Annotated in this window: 21 protein-coding genes; 5 read left to right on the top strand and 16 right to left on the bottom strand. The window is 66.8% G+C overall.

Translation table 11 applies throughout. The features are described from left to right. Positions 1-17: 17 nt before the first annotated feature. Positions 18-620, top strand: coding sequence for a TIGR02466 family protein (locus ACW9TV_RS12290; protein ID WP_494303755.1), 603 nt, complete (start codon positions 18-20; stop codon positions 618-620). Between the two features lie 41 nt (positions 621-661). Further along, entirely contained in the window at positions 662-1,492 is an 831-nt protein-coding gene (locus tag ACW9TV_RS12285) for a hypothetical protein (protein WP_494303754.1), read from the top strand. A 7-nt stretch (positions 1,493-1,499) separates the two neighbouring features. On the opposite strand, the gene ACW9TV_RS12280 is transcribed toward ACW9TV_RS12285, so the two are convergent. The 3 genes from ACW9TV_RS12280 to ACW9TV_RS12270 are packed head-to-tail and all read right to left on the bottom strand — an operon-like array spanning position 1,500 to position 3,843. After that, positions 1,500-2,165, bottom strand: a complete 666-nt coding sequence (locus ACW9TV_RS12280; RefSeq protein ID WP_494303753.1) for a thermonuclease family protein — start codon at positions 2,163-2,165, stop codon at positions 1,500-1,502. 50 nt (positions 2,166-2,215) lie between these two features. Continuing rightward, positions 2,216-2,530, bottom strand: a complete 315-nt coding sequence (locus tag ACW9TV_RS12275) for a DUF1905 domain-containing protein (RefSeq protein WP_494303752.1) — start codon at positions 2,528-2,530, stop codon at positions 2,216-2,218. Then, on the bottom strand, positions 2,527-3,843 hold the full coding sequence (locus ACW9TV_RS12270) for a S41 family peptidase (protein ID WP_494303751.1): 1,317 nt from the start codon (positions 3,841-3,843) through the stop codon (positions 2,527-2,529). The genes ACW9TV_RS12275 and ACW9TV_RS12270 overlap by 4 nt, the downstream gene beginning before the upstream one ends. Before the next feature lie 156 nt (positions 3,844-3,999). Between ACW9TV_RS12270 and ACW9TV_RS12265 the strand changes: the two genes are divergently transcribed. Beyond that, positions 4,000-5,472, top strand: coding sequence for a flavin-containing monooxygenase (locus ACW9TV_RS12265; RefSeq protein ID WP_494303750.1), 1,473 nt, complete (start codon positions 4,000-4,002; stop codon positions 5,470-5,472). A 67-nt stretch (positions 5,473-5,539) separates the two neighbouring features. On the opposite strand, the gene ACW9TV_RS12260 is transcribed toward ACW9TV_RS12265, so the two are convergent. Genes ACW9TV_RS12260 through ACW9TV_RS12250 form a run of 3 tightly spaced genes read right to left on the bottom strand, consistent with a single transcriptional unit; the run spans position 5,540 to position 8,309 of the window. Then, positions 5,540-6,766: a glycosyltransferase gene (locus ACW9TV_RS12260; protein ID WP_494303749.1), complete on the bottom strand. Its 1,227-nt coding sequence runs from the start codon at positions 6,764-6,766 to the stop codon at positions 5,540-5,542. Positions 6,767-6,774: 8 nt separating this feature from the next. Beyond that, the gene (locus ACW9TV_RS12255) at positions 6,775-7,329 is read right to left on the bottom strand and encodes a DUF2141 domain-containing protein (RefSeq protein WP_494303748.1); all 555 of its coding nucleotides are present in this window, start codon (positions 7,327-7,329) and stop codon (positions 6,775-6,777) included. After that, a complete protein-coding gene (locus ACW9TV_RS12250) occupies positions 7,329-8,309 on the bottom strand; it encodes a hypothetical protein (RefSeq protein WP_494303747.1) in 981 nt (326 codons plus the stop codon). Before ACW9TV_RS12250 ends, ACW9TV_RS12255 begins: the two co-directional genes overlap by 1 nt. A gap of 141 nt (positions 8,310-8,450) precedes the next feature. Between ACW9TV_RS12250 and ACW9TV_RS12245 the strand changes: the two genes are divergently transcribed. Continuing rightward, positions 8,451-9,380, top strand: a complete 930-nt coding sequence (locus tag ACW9TV_RS12245) for a hypothetical protein (RefSeq protein WP_494303746.1) — start codon at positions 8,451-8,453, stop codon at positions 9,378-9,380. Beyond that, the gene (locus ACW9TV_RS12240; protein WP_494303745.1) at positions 9,377-11,653 is read left to right on the top strand and encodes a hypothetical protein; all 2,277 of its coding nucleotides are present in this window, start codon (positions 9,377-9,379) and stop codon (positions 11,651-11,653) included. The genes ACW9TV_RS12245 and ACW9TV_RS12240 overlap by 4 nt, the downstream gene beginning before the upstream one ends. A gap of 16 nt (positions 11,654-11,669) precedes the next feature. On the opposite strand, the gene ACW9TV_RS12235 is transcribed toward ACW9TV_RS12240, so the two are convergent. The 10 genes from ACW9TV_RS12235 to ACW9TV_RS12190 are packed head-to-tail and all read right to left on the bottom strand — an operon-like array spanning position 11,670 to position 20,206. Beyond that, the gene (locus tag ACW9TV_RS12235) at positions 11,670-13,202 is read right to left on the bottom strand and encodes an acyl-CoA carboxylase subunit beta (protein ID WP_494303744.1); all 1,533 of its coding nucleotides are present in this window, start codon (positions 13,200-13,202) and stop codon (positions 11,670-11,672) included. A gap of 58 nt (positions 13,203-13,260) precedes the next feature. Beyond that, positions 13,261-13,971 carry an ATP12 family chaperone protein gene (locus ACW9TV_RS12230; protein ID WP_494303743.1) on the bottom strand — a complete coding sequence of 237 codons (711 nt, stop codon included), beginning with the start codon at positions 13,969-13,971 and terminating at the stop codon, positions 13,261-13,263. Beyond that, entirely contained in the window at positions 13,968-14,174 is a 207-nt protein-coding gene (locus tag ACW9TV_RS12225; RefSeq protein ID WP_494303742.1) for a hypothetical protein, read from the bottom strand. Before ACW9TV_RS12225 ends, ACW9TV_RS12230 begins: the two co-directional genes overlap by 4 nt. Beyond that, positions 14,167-14,397, bottom strand: a complete 231-nt coding sequence (locus ACW9TV_RS12220) for a hypothetical protein (protein WP_494303741.1) — start codon at positions 14,395-14,397, stop codon at positions 14,167-14,169. The genes ACW9TV_RS12225 and ACW9TV_RS12220 overlap by 8 nt, the downstream gene beginning before the upstream one ends. Continuing rightward, on the bottom strand, positions 14,390-15,043 hold the full coding sequence (locus tag ACW9TV_RS12215) for an HAD-IA family hydrolase (RefSeq protein ID WP_494303740.1): 654 nt from the start codon (positions 15,041-15,043) through the stop codon (positions 14,390-14,392). Before ACW9TV_RS12215 ends, ACW9TV_RS12220 begins: the two co-directional genes overlap by 8 nt. Positions 15,044-15,050: 7 nt before the next feature. Then, positions 15,051-16,562, bottom strand: a complete 1,512-nt coding sequence (locus tag ACW9TV_RS12210; protein ID WP_494303739.1) for a M20/M25/M40 family metallo-hydrolase — start codon at positions 16,560-16,562, stop codon at positions 15,051-15,053. A 12-nt stretch (positions 16,563-16,574) separates the two neighbouring features. Then, the gene (locus ACW9TV_RS12205; RefSeq protein WP_494303738.1) at positions 16,575-17,642 is read right to left on the bottom strand and encodes an RluA family pseudouridine synthase; all 1,068 of its coding nucleotides are present in this window, start codon (positions 17,640-17,642) and stop codon (positions 16,575-16,577) included. After that, positions 17,639-18,007 (bottom strand): fluoride efflux transporter CrcB, encoded by a 369-nt coding sequence (gene crcB / locus ACW9TV_RS12200; protein ID WP_494303737.1) that lies wholly within the window; start codon positions 18,005-18,007, stop codon positions 17,639-17,641. The genes ACW9TV_RS12205 and crcB overlap by 4 nt, the downstream gene beginning before the upstream one ends. Positions 18,008-18,032: 25 nt before the next feature. Continuing rightward, a complete protein-coding gene (locus tag ACW9TV_RS12195; RefSeq protein WP_494303736.1) occupies positions 18,033-18,917 on the bottom strand; it encodes a hypothetical protein in 885 nt (294 codons plus the stop codon). Continuing rightward, positions 18,917-20,206 (bottom strand): replication-associated recombination protein A, encoded by a 1,290-nt coding sequence (locus ACW9TV_RS12190; RefSeq protein ID WP_494303735.1) that lies wholly within the window; start codon positions 20,204-20,206, stop codon positions 18,917-18,919. Before ACW9TV_RS12190 ends, ACW9TV_RS12195 begins: the two co-directional genes overlap by 1 nt. Positions 20,207-20,212 lie beyond the last annotated feature (6 nt).

Genomic DNA, 20,212 nt, shown 5'->3' with positions numbered 1-20,212 from the left:
CGCGTGGGAAGCCGCAGATGCCCGTTCACCAACTTTTCCCCACGCCGGTCTATCAGGGCGATATCGGGGATGCGTCGCTGATCGCCGATCTGGCGCACAGCGCCCGCAGTCTGGCGGCAGAGGATTCCGCCGGTCGGCGCTGGTGCCGGGAAAACGGCTATCCGGGCTACACCAGCTACGCCTCCCTGAACGATCTGCAGATCCGCGATCCGGCCTTCGCCCTTCTGGCGAAACGGCTTGCGCCCCATGTTCGCGCCTTCGTCGAAGCCGCCCACATGGATCTGGGCGGCCGAAAGCCCCGGCTCGACAGCCTGTGGGTGAACATCCTGAAGCCCGGCGGCGGGCACACCGGCCACATCCATCCGCACAGCCTCATTTCCGGCACCGTCTATGTGGAGGTGCCGCCCGGCGCAGGCGCGCTGAAAATCGAGGATCCGCGGCTTCAGATGATGATGGCCGCACCGGGGCGAACCCCCGACGCACCGGCCGAAACCCGCCCCTTCGTCTACCTGGAACCCGCGCCCGGCACTGTCCTGCTCTGGGAAAGCTGGCTTCGCCACGAGGTGCCGCAAGGTCGCGCGAAGGCCGAACGGATCAGTGTCAGCTTCAACTACGCCTAGTCGATCTTGAGACTGCGGACGCACGGCCCTAAGCTTTCAAGATGCCAATCTTCCGGAATCGAGCCGTATCTGGCCTGGCTTCGATCGCCGTCGCCGCCTTGACGCAGGCCCCTGCAGCGGCCCAGCGCTTCGACGACAAGCTGTCCCTGCGTGTCGAAGCCTATTTCGCCGGGGTCGGCAGTTCGGCGCGCGCCGCGACGAACAGCGGTTCATTGGGAACCAGCATCGATTTCGAAGAGGATCTGAAGCTCGACCGGTCACAGATCCTTCCCGCGCTCGAACTGGGTTGGCGCATCAACGACGACTGGGTCGTCCAGGGCCAGTATTACAGCCTGTCCAGACGAACCCAGGCGTCGCTGGAAAAGGACATCAGCTTCGGCGAGACGACGTTTCCTGTCAGCGCCCGCATCGGGGCAGGGGTCGATTCCGACGTTTATCGGCTGACGATCGGCAACCTGCTGTTCCAGCGCGACCGTCTGGAGATCGGCGCCGGGATTGGCTTGCACGCCACCGATTTCGGACTTTTTCTGGAAGGTGAAGGGCAGGTTTCCGGCGGCCCCCTCCGCTTCCGCCGGGAAAGCCGGCGGCTTTTCGCGCCGCTTCCCACCATCGGCGCCTTCGGTCAGTGGGAACCCGGCCGCCGATGGACGCTGTTCGGCCGCGTCGACTGGCTGTCGCTTGGAATCGATGATTACAGCGGCCGCCTGATCAACAGCGAGGCGTCATTGTCCTATTCGCTGCATCGAAACCTCGATGTCGGCACATCCTATCGTTTCGTCGATTATCGGGTGCGTGTGCGCAGGCCAGACTGGAACGGACAGGTGCGCTACCAGTTCGCCGGGCCGGCGATCTTCCTTCGCGCCGGCTTCTAGGCCCCGCTCAGCACCAGCTTTCCTTTCTGCCCTGCCAGCGGCGGGCATGCCCTTCGGCGACAAGCTGCTCCGATACCGACTGGCCAGCCACCAGCGCATCGCGCAGCAGCCGGTCATAGCGGTCCCGGTCCCGGTCACCGGCCGTCACCAGCTGCACCGGTCCGCTGTTCAGGATCTGGTGCAGCCGCTGCTCGGCCGCCTCCCCCCGGGCCCGTTCGTCCGGGCATCGCGCGCCGCCGATTTCCGGGGTGTCGATGCCGGCCAGTCGGATGATGTGGCCGTCCAGAATGAAAGTGTCGCCATCAATGACGCAGTCGTTGCCTGACCGCCCCGCGCAGAAGCCGAAGGAAACGGCCCTGGTCCCCCTCGACTCTCCTCCGCTCTGCGCTGACCCTGTCCCAGTCCCGCTCGCCGGTTGCGAAATCGGCGTGTCCGCGCGCCTCTTCCGGGGGGAATCGGGGTTGTAGATCGGCGTCGGCTGCCCCTCGCCGGCCGGCAACCGTGGACTCGGCAGCATCAGCCCGATGAACACACCTAACCCGATCGCCACCAGCCATGCAAACAGCCAGTTTCTCCGTCGTATGCGCTGCGCCTCCGCCTGCCGGGTATCCGGCTGCCTGCGGACCGGTTCCAGGAAGTGGCGCCGGGGGCCGGGGCTGCGATCGGTCGTCATCTGGTAGCAGAATATCAGGCGAAAGCGACCCTGCAAGCCTGCGCGGCGGATCAGATCATCGCCTGGTCCCTCAGCATCAGCTCCAGCGGAATCCGGTCGCCTGCGCGGATATCCAGCCTTCGCCTGACGTCCGCTTTCACCGGCAGGATATAGGAACCGCTCGACCGGTCCGGAAAGACGGACGTGTCCCATTCGACACCCCCGGACGTGGCCCTGACCCGGACGGATCCCCAGCCGCGTGGCGCCAGAAAGCCTTGCAGGCGTATACTGTCCGAATGCTCGGCTGGCAGCGTCACGAAATGCCAGCCGGAATGGCCCGTCCATTGCCACAGCTCGGCCTCGAACGGGGGCAGGCACGCGTTCAAGGCAGGGTTGCCGCCATCTCCTGGATCCGGGGGAAGCGCACTTCGCCGCCGCCCGGCAGGGTTTTCACAAGGGCCGTGATTTCGCCCGTGCCGGGCTGCCGCTCGATTGCGAACCGCACGCCCGGATCTTCCAGAAGGCTGAAGCGGCCGGATTCCAGCGGCACAAGCGTTCGTGCGGGCCGCCGGCCCTGCAGCAGATGCAGGGCCCTGCCATCGCCGGCGATCAGCAGGTCGCCATAGCGCCCGACCAGCCCGGGATCGGCCGGCAGGCCACGCGCATCCGCCTTCAGGGTTTCCAGTATCAGCCGGGCCTCGGGCGGAAGCTGGCGTCCTTCGGCCTCAAGCGCCAGGATCTGCGCGGTGCGAAGCGCGTCGGCCTGCGGCACCTCCACATCTGGCGTCACCCCATGGCCTTCCCAATTGGTGCCCGTGATCGGGTTCACGGGCGTTCCCCCCGAAATGAAGATCGAAAAGCCGTCCGGCGTCTGCCGCACGCTGCCCGGATTGGCCGCGCCGCCGGTGCGCTCGCCCACGATCACGGCCCGCCCCGCCGCCTGCAGCGTATAGGCCAGCGCCTCGGCGGAACTGCCGGTCCGCGCGCTCACCAGGATGAACAGCGGCGTGTCCAGCCGTTTCGGAAGCACCGAAGCCACGGGCGAGATTTCGAACCCATCCGGCCCGTGCCGGTTGCGGAACATGCTTGCCACCTTCGCCGGTTCCGCCACGAACTGCTGCACCAGATAGCCCACCATGTTGGGCGATCCGCCCCCATTGTCGCGCAAGTCGATGATCAGGCTGGGCGTGCCGCCCACGAACTGCATGGCGGCATCCGCCGCGGCCTGCTGCGGGCTTCCCGGCCCATCGAAATGGGCGAACAGATCCAGCTTCACATAGCCGACGCCGCCGGCCAGCACCGCCGTTTCCACGAAGCCATGGTTCACACGCGCCGTATCCACGGGCGCCAGCGCCGCGACGGTTGTTCCGGCCCCCTGGCCGCGCGGCGCCCAGCTGATCGCGAAATGCCGATCCTCGGCAGACAGCCGCTTTGTCAGCGCATAGGCAAGGTCACGCGGGTCGTCGAAGCCATCGAACCGGCCCGATGCGGCCTCCGCCTCAAGGCTGTTCGCGATTCTGGTGGCCCGTTCGGCATCGAAGAAATGCGCCCGGATCAGCCGGGCGATGCGCTTCACGGCCGTCCGTGCCTCAGGGGACTCGGCGGCACCGCGCGTTGTCGGAACCTCCCGCGCCGCCAGCGGCGGGGGGCACATGGCCAGCACAAGCGCTGCAAGCAGCGCGCGAACAGCTGCTCCCATACAAGTTCTCCCTGGAAAGCGACGGCTCCCACGCCGGCGCTTTCCCTCCCGACTCGGCAGTCTGCCATCAAGCCGGCCCTGCGCCAAGTGCCAGACTTGCGGAGCCCGACTCCGCATGACACCCTGACGGGAAGGGGAAGTGGAAGGAAGTCCGGGATGGAAAGCTTCGATGTCGTCATTGTCGGCGCAGGGTTGAGCGGCATCGGGGCCGCCTGGCACCTGCAGGACAAGTGCAAGGGCAAGAGTTTCACCATCCTTGAGGCGCGCGAGGCGATCGGCGGCACCTGGGATCTGTTCCGCTATCCGGGCATCCGGTCCGATTCCGACATGTTCACGCTGGGCTACAATTTCCGGCCCTGGACGGAACAGAAAGCCATCGCGGATGGCCCGCAGATCCTGAAATATGTGAACGAGACGGCGCGCGAAGCCGGTATCGACCGCCACATCCGCTTTCGCCACAAGGTCAGCGAGGCGAGCTTCGACAGCAGCACCGGCCGCTGGACGGTCACGGCCGACACGCCGGAGGGGCAGCGCCGCTTTTCCTGCCGGATGTTGCTGATGGCGGCCGGCTATTACAGCTACGACAACCCGCACAACCCGCACTTCGACGGCGAGGAAAGCTTTGCCGGCCCCGTCTTCCACGCCCAGCACTGGCGGTCGGATGTGGATTACCGCAACAAGCGGGTCGTCGTGATCGGTTCCGGGGCCACTGCCGTCACCATCGTCCCCGTTGTCGCTCGTGATGCCGCCCATGTGACCATGCTGCAGCGTTCCCCCACCTGGATGATCTCCCGCCCGGCAGAAGACAGGGTCGCCAATTTCCTGCGCCGCATTCTGCCGCCGATGATGGCCTATAATCTGGTGCGCTGGCGCAATGTCCTGTTCCAGAACTTCTTCTTCAAGCAGACCCGTAAGAATCCGCAGAAGGTCAACAAGCGGGTGACCGACATGCTGCTGAAGGAACTGCCGGAAGATGTGGTGAAGGCCCACTTCCAGCCCAGCTACAATGTGTGGGATCAGCGCCTCTGCCTGGTCCCAGACAGTGATTTCTTCAACGCCGTGAAGGCCGGTTCGGCCAGCATCGTGACGGATCATGTCGATCATTTCGATGCGAAGGGGATCGTGCTGAAATCCGGCCAGCGGATCGATGCCGACATCATCGTGAAGGCGACCGGCCTGCGCCTGCAGGTGCTGGGCGGCGCGAAGGTCCTCGTCGATGGCAGGGAAGTCCGCCCGAATGATCGCTATCTCTATCGCGGCATGATGCTCGAAGGGGTGCCCAACCTCGTCTATGTGTTCGGCTACTTCAACGCCTCATGGACTTTGCGCGCCGACCTCACCTGCGAATATGCGTGCCGGCTGCTCAACGCGCTCGACAATCCGGCAACGCCCATTGCCGTGCCCGAACGCAAGGTCGCGGTCGAGGACGAGCCGCTGCTGCTGAATTCGGGCTATGTCCAGCGCGCGATGGAAACGCTGCCGCGCCAGTCCGGCACCGATCCCTGGCGTGACACGCAGGATTATCTGCGGGATCGGCAATCGATCCACCAGGATCCACTGGCCGATGGCACGCTTCAGTTCCGTCCGCTCGCGCCGAGCGGTGTCGAACTGGCGCAGGCCGCTGAATAGCCGCAACCGGCGCATCGGCAGCGGAAGGGCGCGCGCCGCCCATTCCGCTGCCGCCGTCCGCAGGAAGTCAGGCGGCCTGACGCACGCCTGAAGGAACGCCTTGCCCGCTCGATTGCGTGGTCAGCACCGGCGTCGAGTTGTCGCGGTAGAGCGCGAACAGCCGCTCGAAATGCTGGGCGGGTGTGGAGATGTGGGTGTGGCGCGCGCCGATGGCAGCCACGCGCAACTGATCCGGGTTGCGGTTGAACAGCCGGTGGATGGCGTCACGGGCAGCCATGGCGTTGCCGGGTTCGTAAAGTTCGGCCCAGGCCGGATCGGCGGCATCCGTGCAGCCGCCTTCGGCGGGCAGGATCAGCGGAATTCCGGTCGCCAGGCCTTCGCTGGCCACCAGGCCGAAGGTTTCGGCGCGGCTGCCGTGGATCATCGCATCGGCCGAAGCCAGGATGCGCGCCAGTTGCTGACGATCCCCGATATGGCCCATCAGCCGCACATTCCCGGCGGCCTCGGCCGCGCGGGTCACACGTTCGTTCGCGAAGCCGTTGCCGATCTGCACCATGGCCACGCCTTCGTCCTTCAGCGCACCGACAGCGCCGAACACGACCGGCCACTGCTTCTCGTGGTGGTGGCGTCCCACGCCCACCAGCAACCGGGCGGATGGCGGCAGGCCGAATTCGGCCAGCATCTGGCGGCGCAATTCGGCGTCGCGCTTGCGCGGGTGGAACAGGGTGGTGTCCACGCCCAGCGGGATAAGTTCCGACCGGATGCCGGCCTGGCGCTCGATCCGTTGGCCGAACCAGCGGCTGCCCACGATCACGCTGTCGAAGCGGCGCGCGGTGCGGGCCAGATAGCGCCAGTACCAGAAGGCAGCCTTGTCGACGGTGTCGGCCTTCAGATAGTCCTGCGTCCACACCTGCAGATGGGCCGCGACCGGATCGGCATGCATGAACAACGCCTTGTGGGCCAGGCTCGCGGTGCGGCCCTGCCAGTTGGCGACGATCCAGGCCCCGCGAAACGGCGAGGATGCCTCCACCACATCGGGCTTCAGCTCGTCCAGCAGCTTCAGGACAGGGGCGGCCTTCCAGAACACATGATAACGGCGGTCAACGGGGATTGCCGGCGCCTTCACATAGATCACCTGTCCGCCATCGCGGGCTTCGACCCGGTCTTCCGGGCCGGGCGCGATCACGCTGACCTTTACGCCGGTCTGGTGCCCGAAGGCCAGCTTCGCGTCGATGTAGGTCTTCACCCCGCCGCCCAGCGGCGCATAGAATTCGGCAACGTCGACAATATGCATGGATGCCCCTAGCGGTTTCCGTTCGAGGGAAGTTCGTCTTTGGGAATGGGCCGGAAACCAAGCCCCCTCAGATAGTTGAGCGTCACATGGGCTTCGCTCAGCCCGTTGTTGAACTTCATGGCCACGTCCGAGGCCTTCGGCTTCGTGTTGAAGATTCCCACCCGCGGATTCCGCGTGAAGGTGGCGCCGTCGTCCTTGTAGTTGAACTTCCGCACCCCGGCCGGGGAATGGAAGGCGCCCAGCGCATACAGGCCGGGGCCGGGCAGCGGCACGCACACCTGCGCCGCGCCACTCCTGGGCACCGGCACCGTCACCCGTTGATAGGCCTTGCCCTCGGCGACCAGCTCATGGTGGTTGCGAAGAAAATCCTGCTCATTGCCGGGCCACAGCTCAACGCGCAGCGTGCCGTCGCGGTTCTTGAACCCGTCCACCGTCAGCAGCACGGCATCCCGGCCGGAACCCGGCCGGCAGGCGGCGGCATCCGGCCCCAGAATGTCCTGGGCGGCTGCGGGCGCGGCGACGGCAGCGGTCAGAAGCAGAAGGGCGGCAAGACGGTTCGGCATCAGATACTCCCGGCTGCGCTGGGCAGCCTGTCTTCTTCCACGGCGTCGCCGCGGCTTTCGCTGTAGGATGCCCCCGCATAGGAAATCACATGGCTCACCAGGTGCAGCGCACCGGCAGCCGCCATCAGCGCGGCCACCTCGGGTGCCGCCGCACCAGTCAGCGTCACGCCGATCGCTGCGAACAGCAGCTCCTTGTTCGGCACGAACGGCAGCCGCGTCACCACCATGCGCAGCGCGCCCAGAACGATCCAGGTGCCCACGTCCACGCTGGGCAGGGCGATGATCCAGGCCAGCAGCAACAGCGCAGAGCCGATCAGCAGCCGTGCGCAGTGCAGCAGAAAGATGATGGTGTTTTCCCGCGCGGACAGGCTCATCACCCGGCGCGAGAACAGCAGGATCGCAAGACTGATCGAAATCACGAAGGCGAATCCGAACCCGACGGAGCGCATCGCACCGCCGGTGAACGCCTGCTCCACCGCCGGCCCGCCGCCCATCGAAAGCGCAAGGCCCAGCATCAGCAGCGTCGCCACATTGCCGGCCAGAGCGGACGTGATCGCCACATCCTTCACGGCCGCCAGCGGCCCGGCGCCAACCTCCCGCGCGCCCAGCGCCTTCTTCGCCCACATGAACAGATAGGCGTCCCCGGAATAGCCGAACACCGCCTCGTTCAGCACCCGCTTCTTGGAAAACACGGCCAGCGCGCGCGGCGTCAGCGGCCACCAGCGACGGAAGATCACATATTCCGTCACCGGCGTCGCCATGTAGGACATGGCGACAAGCAGATAGAACAGCGGGTTGGCGGGCAGCACGTCCAGCACTTCGCGCCAGCCGATGTTCGCAACCGCGCGCACCAGATAGGCAAGGATCGCGGCCGAAAGCCCGAAGGAAAGCACCCGCTTCGCCGTCGGCGAAAGGGTGATGGCCTTCTCCAGCCGCGCGCGGCTGGCTTCAAGCGTCTGCAGGGCGGACTCGCGGTTCATCACCCTGTCGAGCTAGGCCCCGATTGCGACCGGAAAGGGGCAGCAACATGCCCGAACTTTGCCATGATCCGCTTCGCTGCCCGAGCGGATGTCTTGACACCGCCGGTGCGCCAACGAAGGATGGCGCCGGGTGGGGGCTTGATGGTGCAGCAATCCTTGGGTGAAGGCGAAAGCGGGCAGGCGTGGCCCGACTGGTCCGGGTTCGCGGAAGGCTATGCCGCACAGATCCACCGCTATACCAGCCTGCCCGACGAGGCGATGCAGGCCGAAGGCCGGAAACTCGCGGCCCTTTGCGCAGCGGAAACGCCGGCTCCGGCGCCACGCTGGCTGGCCCAGACATCCGGCAACAGGGCGGCGAAGGCCTGGTTCGGCAAGGCGCTGGGGGAAATCGAAGCCAGATGTCTCGGCTTCGATATCGAGCAGGCAACCGCGCCCGGCTCGACGGCGACCCGCCGGCCGCTCCACCTCCTTTCGAAGACCGCCTGGTTGCTGGAACTGCGGTTTCCCGTCGGCCGCGCCGTGCGAACCTGCCTGTTCATCGTCGATCTGCAGGCCCCGGACGGCCAGACCGTGGTGCCCATCGACGGCACGTCCGGCTGCTTCCATGCCCGGGCCGATCTTTACAGCCCGCAGGCGGATGCGGATTCCGCAGGCCAGTTCGGCCATCTGGCGGATTACTGCCGCGCCTTCTGCAGCTGCCTGAAGGGTGAAATGGATGGCACGGTCGCCTTCTTCGCCCCGATCGAATCCCTGTCCGATCTGGAACGTGTCGCCATCGGTCCGATTCCGTCACAGGCGGGGACTGCGATCGGCCCGCTCCTGCGGCATTCGCCCGCGGCGGGGGTCGAACTGTCCCAGGGGCTGACTCATGTCTTTTCCCTGCGCATGCTCTACGGCATCGAACTCTCGGCCGTCCTGATCGTCGTCACCCTCGTGCCGCCCGGCCGCCCAGGGTCCGGCGTGGCGCTCGCCATGGTGGCGGACCGGCAGGAACATCAGTTGCCGGTGGTGCCCATCGCGCCCGACAGGCTGACCTTCGCCTATTTCCCGCTGCGGAGTGCCACGCCATGAGCAGCCGCACGCTTACCGCCGCCGAATTCCTGCGCCTCGTCCTCGCAGACGAACTCCGCATCGGAGAAACCTGCCGCGTCGTGGGGGAAATCTCCCTGCGCGGACAGACGCTCGAACACCCGCTGATCCTCCACGGCTTCCAGTTCGAAGGCCCGGTGGATCTGTCCGACACGTCCATTCCCGGCGAACTCGACATCAGCGACTGCTGGTTTGCCCGAACGCTCACGATGACCCAGGTGCGGGTGGACGGCAGCGTCCGCCTGCGGCGTGTCTCCGTTATGGGGCTGGGCGGTGCGGTTGACATGAGCGGCCCCCCCATCTTCGAGGCGGAGGGCCTGTCCGTCAGTGGCAACCTGCTGATCGAACAAGTAAAATCTGCCGGAACGCTGGATATCCGCGATGCCAGGGTCACGGGCTACGCGCTGCTTCGCAATGTGTCAGCCACCTATCTCACGGCGTCCGGCCTCGATGTGGTCGCCGATCTCACCGCGCGGGACATCCGCCCGGAACGCGGCGCGACGCTCGAAGGCGCCAGGATCGGCGGAGATCTGTTTCTCGAGGGGTGGGCGATCGGCTCGCCGGGCGGCAAGGCCCAGCCGGCGGATCTTCGCGCCAACGGCATCGCGGTCACGCGCCACAGCCAGATGCTGGCGCTCGACATCGACGGCCGGCTTTCCCTGTCCTCGGGTTGCTTCGAACGGGGGCTCTGGTTGGCGGCCATGCGCATCGGCGGTGCACTGGAACTCACCAACAGCCGGGGCGCCGCGATTGAATTCCGCGCAGACCAGCCCCGATCCCGCATCGGCCGGATCGAAGGCTATGGTCTGAAGGTCGATCTCGGCTTCCGCCTGCTGAACGTGAATGTCGGGCCCGATCCGGCCGCAAGCGACCGCGTCGTCGTTGAGCTTCAGGGGATCGAGGCCGATTATCTGGCCTGCTACAGCCTGACGGCTGCCTCGGACGGCGTCGCAGGAACCGGCCGGGTCGATGGCTGGACGAATATCGAAGGGGGTCTCAATCTCTCGGGCGCCCGTATCCGGGAGCGGATCGACCTGACGGGTCTTGCGTGCACAGGGGCCCTGGAACTGCGCGACAGCCATATCGGAACATGTCTCAGGGCCTGGTCGCCGCAGACAATGCTGAAGGATCTGGATTCCCTCCTGTCCCGGCCGGATACTCCCGCCGAATCGAAGTCGGCGCTCGTCGCCGCGCTGGATGAACTGAAGGACCATCTGCACCGTCGGTCCGGGCTAGGGGCCGTCTCCTCATCGATTGCGCCCAGGCCGGCGCATGTCGCACGGCTGGATCTGGAACGGGCCCGCATCGACGGAGAGGCCGACCTGACCGGGCTCGTGCTCGATGGCGATCTGGCGGCCGAAGGGCTGCAGGTGGGCGGCGCCTTCCTGCTGGCGGAGGGTGGCGATGCCGGCGACACTTATGCCCGTATCGGCGGGCAGGCGCGCCTCATCGACAGCCGCATCGGCAGGCTCGCGGTCTCGGGCCTCAGCTTTCAGGGAGATGGCTGGTCCAGCGCGCTAATTCTGAACGGATCGACGATCGGGACGCTTCAGATCCACCCCGCCGCACAGGGCGGAAGCCTCTATCCCAACCCGCTCGGGCTCGAAAACATCAAGGTTTCGCACTGGCGCCTCGACGGAGATCCGGCAGACGGAAGCCGCCCGTCGCGCAGTCGTCGCGCCGGCAGCGCCGAAACCTTTGAACGCCTGCTGATGAACGACCGACGCATCAGCGTGCCGACCTATCATGGTGTCATCCAGACCCTCAGGGACAATGGCCGGGATCGGGATTCGCGCCGGCTCTATCGCCACATGCGCCGCCGCGCCCTGAAGGCGGAGGGCGGCTACAACCTGTTCTACCGCCTGTATGATCTGCTTCTCGGCTTTGGCACCGCCCCCTTGCGCGTCGGCCTGCTGATCCTTGCCGTCACGCTTCTGTCCGCGCTGCTGATCACCTCCCACGATCCCAATCTGGAACGTCGGGCACAGGTGAAAGGGCAGGTGGCATGGGCCGGGCAGCCGCCCTGCAGCCCGGTGCAGAAGGCGGTGGTCACGTTGCGCATGATCGCGCCGATTCCATCGGGCGACGTGAAGGGCGATTGCCGCCTGAAGGACAGCGGCGAAACCGAAGTGCGGGCCAGCGGCAGAACCCTCAGCACCACCCCCGCAGAGTTCGGGGAACTGGTAAAGATCCTGGGCTTCCTGCTGTGGCCCCCGTTCCTGGCGTTCCTTCTGCGCCGCGCCTTCAGGGACTGATCAGCGCTAAGCCGGGCTAGAGCGGAATATTGTCGTGCTTCTTCCAGGGGTTGGAAAGCTGTTTGGTCCGCAGCTTGCGCAGGCCCACGGCGATCCGTTTGCGCGTCGTGTGCGGCAGGATCACCTCGTCGATGAACCCCATGCTCGCCGCGACGAACGGATTGGCGAAGCGCGCTTCATATTCCCTGGTCCGCTCGGCGATGGCCTCCGCGTCGCCGATGTCCTTGCGGAAGATGATCTCCACCGCGCCCTTCGCGCCCATCACCGCGATCTCGGCGGTCGGCCAGGCATAGTTCAGGTCGCCGCGCAGATGCTTTGACGCCATCACGTCATAGGCGCCGCCATAGGCCTTGCGGGTGATCACGGTGATCTTCGGCACCGTCGCTTCGGCATAGGCGAACAGCAGCTTGGCGCCATGCTTGATGATGCCGTTATGCTCCTGCGCCACGCCTGGCAGGAAGCCCGGCACATCCACGAAGGTGAGGATGGGGATGTTGAAGGCATCGCAGAACCGCACGAAGCGCCCCGCCTTCTTCGAGGCGTTGATGTCCAGGCAGCCCGCCAGCACCATCGGCTGGTTGGCCACGATGCCCACCGTATGCCCCTCGATCCGGGCGAATCCGATCAGGATGTTGCCCGCGTGGCCTGGCTGCAGTTCGAAGAAGTCGCCGTCGTCGGCCACCTTCCGGATCAGTTCCCGCATGTCATATGGCTTGGTCGCGCTGGGCGGCACCAGCGTGTCGAGCGACGGGATCATGCGGTCGAACGGGTCCACGCTCTCACGGTGCGGCGCCCCCGCCCGGTTGTTCAGCGGCAGATAGTCGAAAAAGTCACGCGCCCTCAGCAGCGCGTCCACGTCGTCCTCCAGCGCCAGATCGGCCACACCGGATTTGGTGCTGTGCGTGATCGCCCCGCCAAGCTCCTCCTGCGTCACCACCTCGTTCGTCACCGTTTTCACCACATCCGGGCCGGTCACGAACATGTAGCTGGAATCCTTCACCATGAAGATGAAGTCCGTCATCGCCGGGGAATAGACGGCGCCGCCCGCGCAGGGGCCCATGATCAGGCTCAGTTGGGGCACAACGCCGGATGCCAGCACGTTGCGCTGGAACACCTCGGCATAGCCCGCCAGGCTCGCCACGCCCTCCTGGATGCGTGCGCCGCCGGAATCATTCAGGCCGATCACGGGCGCGCCAACCTTCATCGCCATGTCCATGATCTTGCAGATCTTCTGCGCATGGCGTTCGGAAAGGGATCCGCCGAATACAGTGAAATCCTGGCTGAACACGAACACCAGCCGGCCGTTGATGGTGCCGGATCCGGTCACCACACCATCGCCGGGAACCTTGGTCTTCTCCATCCCGAACTCGACGCAGTTATGCTCCACATACATGTCGAGCTCTTCGAAGCTGCCCTCGTCCAGCAGGATGTCCAGCCGCTCGCGCGCCGTCAGGCGGCCCTTGGCGTGTTGCGCGTCGATCCGCGCCTGTCCGCCGCCCAGCCGTGCGGCCTCACGCCGCTTCTCCAGCTCTTCCAGCACCTTCAGCATGGAAATCCCCTTGCAGATCCGAAATCGACATGCGGCCTAGCGGCCCGGAACACGGCTGTCACCGCCCGAAATTCGCTTGAGACGCAAGCCTCAGAAAACGGGCAGCCGCTTCGAACTGGCGCTGCCGGTCGGCCCGGTTCGCCGCCGCCAGCGCATCCTCGCCCCACAGTTCGGCCTGGAACGCCTCGTCCAGGATCGCGGCGTCCCATGCCTCGTCCACGGAAAGCGCGCCCAGCGCCAGCGCCAGCGGCACCACTGCGGAACCCGACAGCGTGACCAGCGGCGAAAGGGCGGCAAGCTCGAACGGCCCGAAGCCGCGATAGGCCGCGCCGATCCGCGCAAGTGTCGGCGCGGGCTGCGCCACATGCACCACGCCCGCCGTCACCTCGAAGCCGATATCGAACCGGCCCGAAGCCCAGTCCAGGATCGGCTGCCACAGCGCCTGCTGCCGCCCGACCAGCAGATCCGGATGATCGGCGCGATAGCAGAGCATGTCGCTCTCGCAATAGCGCGCCAGCCCCTCGGCAAAGCCCGGAAGGTCGGCTGAGACAAGGTCGATCGCGGCATTGGCAAGGCCAGTCAGGGGCATGTCGGCCGGCTTCAGCTCCCCCTCCACCGCGCACCACTCATCGGCAACGGCCTCGGCAAGCGCAGCGGACGGCAAGGCCAGAAGCGACCCCTTCGGGGTCTTTACCGGCCGGCCGTCCAGCCGCACGGAATGGCCGGCTTCCCCGGCCTCCACCTTCACATCCGCCCAGAAGCGTTTCACTTCCAGCGGGCTTTCAGCAGCTTTGGCCCGAACAGCACGATGGCGGCGCCGGCCGCCATCAGCAGCAGCCCGCCGCCCAGCGGCCCGCCCGTCTGCGGCGCCCGGCCCACGAGCCACATTCCGCCGAGCACGACGCACAGCCCGATCAGGCGGATCAGCGTCATCAGCCACAGCCTCAGTTCCGCAGGGTCGCGTTCAGTCATCTTCGGGCGGATCCCATCTCAGCGCCGCTCGCATCCGCCAGGCGCCGACCAGGAATAATGTCCCTGCGCCGATCCCCAGGCCATGCACCAGCATCGCATCCCACCGCGAAGGCTCGGCGCGGATCAGATCCCACAGGCCCGTGCCCGCAAACCACAGCCCGGCCACCAGCAGGCCGCGCGCCAGCCAGACATCCCATACGGAAGGCGGCAGGCGTTCAGCCATGCAGCAGCGCCTTCAGATCGGCCGCATCCCTGGCCACCGCCGCCGCGCCAGCCCCGATCAGCTCATGCGCATCGTGATAGCCCCAGTCCACGCCCAGCGCCGTCACGCCAGCCGCCACGCCCATGCCGATGTCGAACACCGTGTCGCCGATGATGAAGGCCGCATCCGCTTCCACACCGGCTTCCTCGATGCAGCGCAGCAGCATGGATGGGTGGGGCTTCGAAGGATGTCGGTCGGCCGTCTGCAGGCTGATGAAATGCTTTTCCAGCCCATGATGTTCCAGGCACAGCTTCAGGCCCCGGTCGCTCTTGCCGGTCGCCACGGCCAGCATCCAGCCACCCGCGGCCAACTCGTCCAGCAGTTCGCGCACGCCGTCGAACAGCGGTTCCGGATCCAGCTGCCGGTCGGCGCGCAGGCGCTGGAACGCCAGCTTGTAGTCCGCCGCCAGCCGCTCGTGCAGGTCGGCGGGCGCTTCGGGCAGCAGCGCCTGCATCGCCTCCACCAGGCTCAGCCCCACCACCCGCCGCACCGCATGCGGGTCGGGATCGCCCAGCCCCATGCGCGAAAAGCTGGAATGCATCGCGCGCAGGATGTTGGCCTGGCTGTCCACCAGCGTCCCGTCGCAATCGAACACGGCCAGTCGCATCAGCGTCTCAGCTTGCCCGGGCCATTTCATACAGGAAGTCGACGAACCCCATGGTCGCGCCGACATAACCCTGAACCTTCGGGTTGCTGCTGTCGATCACCATATATTCGTTGGGCGCATGCGCGCCGCCGCCATGGCCCAGCCCGAACTGCCCGGCCGGGATCGAAACGGGCGGTTGGGTGAACACGCTGCCCGGCCAGCTTCCGGCAAGCCGGGGGTTCAGCGTCGCGTTCGCGCCATAGCGTTCATAGACGATTTTCTGCGCCTTGATGATCCGCGCGTCCTCCGCCGTCTCGGTCGGGTCGTATCCGCCGGATACCACCACCTCGATATCGTCAAAGCCGCGCTTCTTCAGATGCGCGCGCAGCTTCGCCTCGGCTTCCTTCTTCGTCTGGTTCGGCACCAGCCGGCATTCCAGCTTGGCCTCGGCGCGGCCCGGCAGGATGGTCTTGCCGCCGGGCCCGGTATAGCCGGCCACCAGCCCCTGGATGTTCACGGTCGGCTGCGAAGCCAGACGCTCCAGCGCCTTTTCCCAGGGCTCGTCATTGATCCAGACCTTCACGCCATAGGCAGCCTTCATCGCCTCCTCGTTCGAAGCGGCGGCGTTCAGCGCGATCAGTTCCTTCTCGCGCGCGGTCAGCGGGCGAACATTCTCGAACCAGCCGTCGATCGCGGGCGTATGGCCGTCCGCTTCCACGAGCGTGTTCAACGCCTGCACCAGGCGCCACACCGGGCTGTCCACCATGGCATGGTTGGAGGAATGGATGTCGCCCTTCGGACCGCGGCCCCAGCGTTCGCCGGAAGAGATCAGCTGGAACTCCAGCGGCCCCTTGGCGCCCAGATTGATGTTCACCGCGCCGTTCGGCCCCTGCCAGGCGGACGGAATGATGATCCCGTCCGTCTTCTTCAGCGCCTTCAGCACTTCGGGAACGGCCACGATCTCGTGGAAGTTGGGGGAGGCGATCTCCTCCTCGCCTTCGGCCACCAGCACCAGGTTCACGGGCAGCTTCACGCCTGCGTCCTTCAGGGCGTGCAGCGCGCCCAGGAAGGCCATCTGCGGCCCCTTCTGGTTCACCGCGCCCCGGCCCTGCACCACGCGTCCATGGCCGGGCTTGTCGATGATCGCCGCCTCGAACGGCGGGGTGGACCATTCCGCCGGATTCACCTGCTTCACGTCGTACATGAAATAGATGCCCAGCGTCCGCTTCGCACCGGCATCCAGCGTTGCGAAAATGCCCGGTTCGCCGCTGGTCGGGATTTTCTTCACCACCTGGAACCCGGCATCCTTCAGGATGCCCATCGTATAGTCGCAGGCTTCCTGCATCTGCCACTTCTCGGCCGCGATTCCAGGGTGGCGGATCCAGTCCTGCAGGCGCTTCACATTCGCATCCTTGCCGGCTTCCGCCGCGGCCTGGATCTTCGCCCGTTGCGGCACGGGATCAGCTGCCGCCTTCGCGGCGCCCGGCAGCATTGCCGTGGCCGCGGCCCCGGCCAGCAACTCCCTGCGACCAATCTCCATTCGGCTTTCCCCCTATTTCTGTCGGCTGCGACGTTCGCCCCGCCGGTTGCCTGAGGTGGCGGATGATGTCTTGCGGGCCTTTTTCACAGGCGCGTGCATGGGCTCCGGCTCGGCAAGATCCGCATCGCGCGGATCAAAACCCAGCACCGCCAGCGTTTCCATGAAATGCGCCGGCGGATCGGCTTTCACATCCAGCGTGCCGCCATCGGGCAGGGCGATCACCAGCCGCCGCGCATGAAGGTGCATCTTGCGGGAAACCCCGCCCGTCAGGAAGCTGTCCTTCCCGCCATATTTACCGTCGCCCACGATGGGCGTTCCGGTTGCCGCGGCATGCACGCGCAGCTGGTGGGTGCGGCCCGTCAGCGGCTGCATCTCCACGAAGGCGGCCCGGTCGCCGGCCCGGTCGATCACGCGGAAGCGTGACTTGGCCACCTGTCCCTCGGCTTCGTCCACATGCATCTTTTCGCCGCCGGTGCCGGGCTGCTTGCCGATGGGCAGGTCGATCAGCGCGTCGTCCAGCTTGGGACCGCCCGCCGTGATGGCCCAGTAGATCTTCTTCGTGTCGCGGGTGGCGAAGCATTTGCCGAAGAAGGCGGCCGCGCGGGCCGTTCGCGCCAGCAGCAGCACGCCCGAGGTGTCCTTGTCCAGCCGGTGCACCAGCTTCGGGCGGCTCTCCGCCTCGAACTGCAGCGCGTCCAGCAGCCCGTCCACATGCTCGAACGTCTTGCTGCCGCCCTGCGTCGCCAGCCCCGGCGGCTTGTTCAGCACCAGCGCGTGTTTCGACCGGTGGATCACCAGGCTCTGCGCGAACTCGATCTCGTCCTGGCTCAGCTCCCGTTTCGGTTTCACGGGCTTTGGCGCCAGCGCCGCAACCGGCTGCACCTCGATGGGCGGCACGCGCAGCACCTGCCCCTCTGCCAGCCGGTCGCCCGGCCCCACCCGGGCGCCGTCCAGCCGCAGCTGCCCGGTGCGGGCCCAGCGGCTCACCTGGTTGAAGCTCACGTCCGGCATATGCCGCTTGAACCAGCGGTCCACACGGATGCCGTCGTCATCGGCCGCGATGGGAAATTCCCGGCTCATGCCAGCACTGCCTTCGAAAGCCCCAGCCCCAGCGCCAGAGCCGCCACGGAAAACAGCACCGACGTCAGGGCATAGCCGATCGCCGTCAGCATCGCGCCCCGCTCCAGCATCAGCATCACCTCCAGCGAAAAGGCGGAAAAGGTCGTGAAACCGCCCAGCACGCCCACGCCCAGCAACAGCCGCCAGCCCTCTCCGCCGGATCCGCGAAACGCAAGCCACCCGGCCAGCAGGCCCATGGCGAATCCGCCCAGCACATTCACCGACAGGGTCGCCCAGGGCAGGGCGGTCGCGCCGACGATCCGGCCCACGCCAAATCGCGCCATCGCGCCCAGCGCGCCGCCAAGGCCAACAAGAAGAAAGCTCATCACGGCTCCAGCCTTAGCGGGGCCTTCAGCCGATGCCAAACGTCCATCCTTCGGTTCGCGCAATATCGTCATTCAGGCCGTCGGGCCGCCACCAGCGCGGCTGGGCGGAAAGCCGCCGCAACGCGGCTGCCGTCACCACGGCGTCGGTTTCATTGTCGTTCAGTCCGTCGCCGTCGGGAAAGGCTCCGCTGCCCAGCGCCGCAAGGGCCTTGTCCAGCGCCTGCCCGTCGCGGATCTTGAGCCCGCGGCCGCCGGCATGGCGCAGCATTGCCCGCCCATAGATTTCCACCACGGTCCGGCCGCGCGGCGCATCGAAGGGCCAGATCGCGAAGCCGCGCCGCAGCCGGTTCAGCACCCGCATTCCGGCAAAGCTCGCCTTCGCCACCTGCGCCGCTCCCACGCAGTCAAACACGGTGGCCGCCTTGCCGCCGCCCTTTGCGTTGAACGCCAGTTCGCACTGGCGGAAGCGCAGGAAGGGCGCCTTCGGGCCATCGGCCGCCCCCATCCAGAAATGCCGCCGCGCGGGCCCGTGCAGGAACCCAAGCGCGCCATAGTCCGGATCGTCCGACATCCGCTCCACATGCCGCCAGAAGCCCGGCGCGTCGGTCGCCGTCTCTAGTCCCGGCAGATAGGCGTTCGCATCCACGAAGGGCGGCGCAAAGGAAAAGTCAAACCCTGCCAGCACCTTGCCGGGAAGCGTTTCCAGCCAGCCGGCAACCTCTTCCCGCGCCCAGCCGCTGCGGTGCGGCGGTGGCACCAGCCGGGGCGCGGCTGCCCCGGCCTCCGCCACGGCCACCGCGATTCCCTTGTGGCGAACGCCGCGCGCGCCGGACCAGTCGACTGCAACGAAGCGGTCGAAGCTGGGAATCGGCATGGCCGGCGCGTCAGGCCCGCCAACATCCCGGCCCATCAGCGGCTCCGTTCCGCCCGCAGCTCTTCCCAGAAGGCCAGCCTCTCCGAAATGCGCTTTTCCATGCCCCGGTCGGTCGGCCGGTAGAATTGCTGCCGTCCCAGCCGGTCGGGCCAGTAATTGTCGCCCGAAAACCCATGCGCCATGTCATGGTCATAGGCATAGCCGGCGCCATGCCCCAGCTCCTTCATCAGCTTCGTCGGCGCATTCACGATATTCCTGGGCGGCGGCAGGCTCCCGCTTTCCCGCGCGGCCCTGAACGCCGCCTTCTGCGCCACATAGGCGGCGTTGGATTTGGGCGCCGTCGCCAGATACAGGCAGGCGTGCGCGATCGCCAGCTCGCCTTCGGGGCTGCCCAGGAAGTCATAGGCGTCCTTCGCCGCCAGCGTCACGGTCAGCGCATTGCTGTCCGCCAGTCCCACATCCTCGCTGGCGAAACGCACCAGTCGCCGCAGCACGTACAGCGGCGCCTCGCCGGCTACCAGCATCCGGGCCAGCCAGTAGAGCGCGGCATCCGGATCGGATCCGCGCAGCGATTTGTGCAGGGCGGAAATCAGGTCGTAATGGCCGTCCCGGTCCTTGTCGTAAACCGGCACCCGCCGCTGCAGCACGGCGGCCATCGCAGGCCTGTCCAGCGGGGCCGGCACGTCCAGGCCCAGCAGCGTTTCCGCCTGCCCCAGCAGGAAGCGGCCGTCGCCATCCGCGCCTGCCACCAGAGCGGCCCGGGCATCCGCCGTCAGCGGCAGGCTTCGCGCCTCGGCCGCCTCCGCCCGGGCCAGCAGGGCTTCAAGGCTCGCCTCGTCCAGCCGCTCCAGCACCAGCACCTGCGCCCGGCTCAGGATGGCGGCATTCAGTTCGAAGCTGGGATTTTCCGTCGTCGCCCCCACCAGGGTGATGGTGCCATCCTCCATCGGCGCCAGGAAACCGTCCTGCTGGCTGCGGTTGAAGCGATGGATCTCGTCCACGAACAGCAGGGTGCGCGTGCCCGCCACCTTCGCCGCGGCGAAGATCGCCTTCAGGTCGGCGGTGGAGGTCATCACGGCGGAAACGCCCACGAATCGATAGCCTGTCGCCGCCGCCAGCAACCGGGCGATCGTCGTCTTGCCCGTGCCCGGCGGCCCCCACAGGATCAGGTTGGGCAGCCGGCCGGCCGCGACCATCCGCGTCAGCGCGCCGTCCGGTCCCAGAAGGTGTTGTTGTCCCACCACCTCTTCAAGGCCGTGGGGCCGCAGCCGCTCTGCCAGCGGCGCGCGCCGCGCGTCGGGCGCAGGGGCAAACAGATCCACCATGTGCCT

Source organism: Sandaracinobacter sp. T42 (assembly GCF_059115405.1).
The sequence above is the reverse complement of the archived record's forward strand: the minus strand, read 5'-3'. Positions and strand labels throughout refer to the sequence as shown.

Excerpts from the sequence above, each read along its gene's own strand:
- ACW9TV_RS12290 (WP_494303755.1), top strand. The coding sequence starts at position 18 with ATGCCCGTTCACCAACTTTTCCCCACGCCGGTCTATCAGGGCGATATC.
- ACW9TV_RS12285 (WP_494303754.1), top strand. The coding sequence starts at position 662 with ATGCCAATCTTCCGGAATCGAGCCGTATCTGGCCTGGCTTCGATCGCC.
- ACW9TV_RS12280 (WP_494303753.1), bottom strand. The coding sequence starts at position 2,165 with ATGACGACCGATCGCAGCCCCGGCCCCCGGCGCCACTTCCTGGAACCG.
- ACW9TV_RS12270 (WP_494303751.1), bottom strand. The coding sequence starts at position 3,843 with ATGGGAGCAGCTGTTCGCGCGCTGCTTGCAGCGCTTGTGCTGGCCATG.
- ACW9TV_RS12265 (WP_494303750.1), top strand. The coding sequence starts at position 4,000 with ATGGAAAGCTTCGATGTCGTCATTGTCGGCGCAGGGTTGAGCGGCATC.
- ACW9TV_RS12260 (WP_494303749.1), bottom strand. The coding sequence starts at position 6,766 with ATGCATATTGTCGACGTTGCCGAATTCTATGCGCCGCTGGGCGGCGGG.
- ACW9TV_RS12255 (WP_494303748.1), bottom strand. The coding sequence starts at position 7,329 with ATGCCGAACCGTCTTGCCGCCCTTCTGCTTCTGACCGCTGCCGTCGCC.
- ACW9TV_RS12250 (WP_494303747.1), bottom strand. The coding sequence starts at position 8,309 with ATGAACCGCGAGTCCGCCCTGCAGACGCTTGAAGCCAGCCGCGCGCGG.
- ACW9TV_RS12245 (WP_494303746.1), top strand. The coding sequence starts at position 8,451 with ATGGTGCAGCAATCCTTGGGTGAAGGCGAAAGCGGGCAGGCGTGGCCC.
- ACW9TV_RS12240 (WP_494303745.1), top strand. The coding sequence starts at position 9,377 with ATGAGCAGCCGCACGCTTACCGCCGCCGAATTCCTGCGCCTCGTCCTC.
- ACW9TV_RS12235 (WP_494303744.1), bottom strand. The coding sequence starts at position 13,202 with ATGCTGAAGGTGCTGGAAGAGCTGGAGAAGCGGCGTGAGGCCGCACGG.
- ACW9TV_RS12225 (WP_494303742.1), bottom strand. The coding sequence starts at position 14,174 with ATGACTGAACGCGACCCTGCGGAACTGAGGCTGTGGCTGATGACGCTG.
- ACW9TV_RS12220 (WP_494303741.1), bottom strand. The coding sequence starts at position 14,397 with ATGGCTGAACGCCTGCCGCCTTCCGTATGGGATGTCTGGCTGGCGCGC.
- ACW9TV_RS12215 (WP_494303740.1), bottom strand. The coding sequence starts at position 15,043 with ATGCGACTGGCCGTGTTCGATTGCGACGGGACGCTGGTGGACAGCCAG.
- ACW9TV_RS12210 (WP_494303739.1), bottom strand. The coding sequence starts at position 16,562 with ATGGAGATTGGTCGCAGGGAGTTGCTGGCCGGGGCCGCGGCCACGGCA.
- ACW9TV_RS12205 (WP_494303738.1), bottom strand. The coding sequence starts at position 17,642 with ATGAGCCGGGAATTTCCCATCGCGGCCGATGACGACGGCATCCGTGTG.
- crcB (WP_494303737.1), bottom strand. The coding sequence starts at position 18,007 with ATGAGCTTTCTTCTTGTTGGCCTTGGCGGCGCGCTGGGCGCGATGGCG.
- ACW9TV_RS12195 (WP_494303736.1), bottom strand. The coding sequence starts at position 18,917 with ATGGGCCGGGATGTTGGCGGGCCTGACGCGCCGGCCATGCCGATTCCC.
- ACW9TV_RS12190 (WP_494303735.1), bottom strand. The coding sequence starts at position 20,206 with ATGGTGGATCTGTTTGCCCCTGCGCCCGACGCGCGGCGCGCGCCGCTG.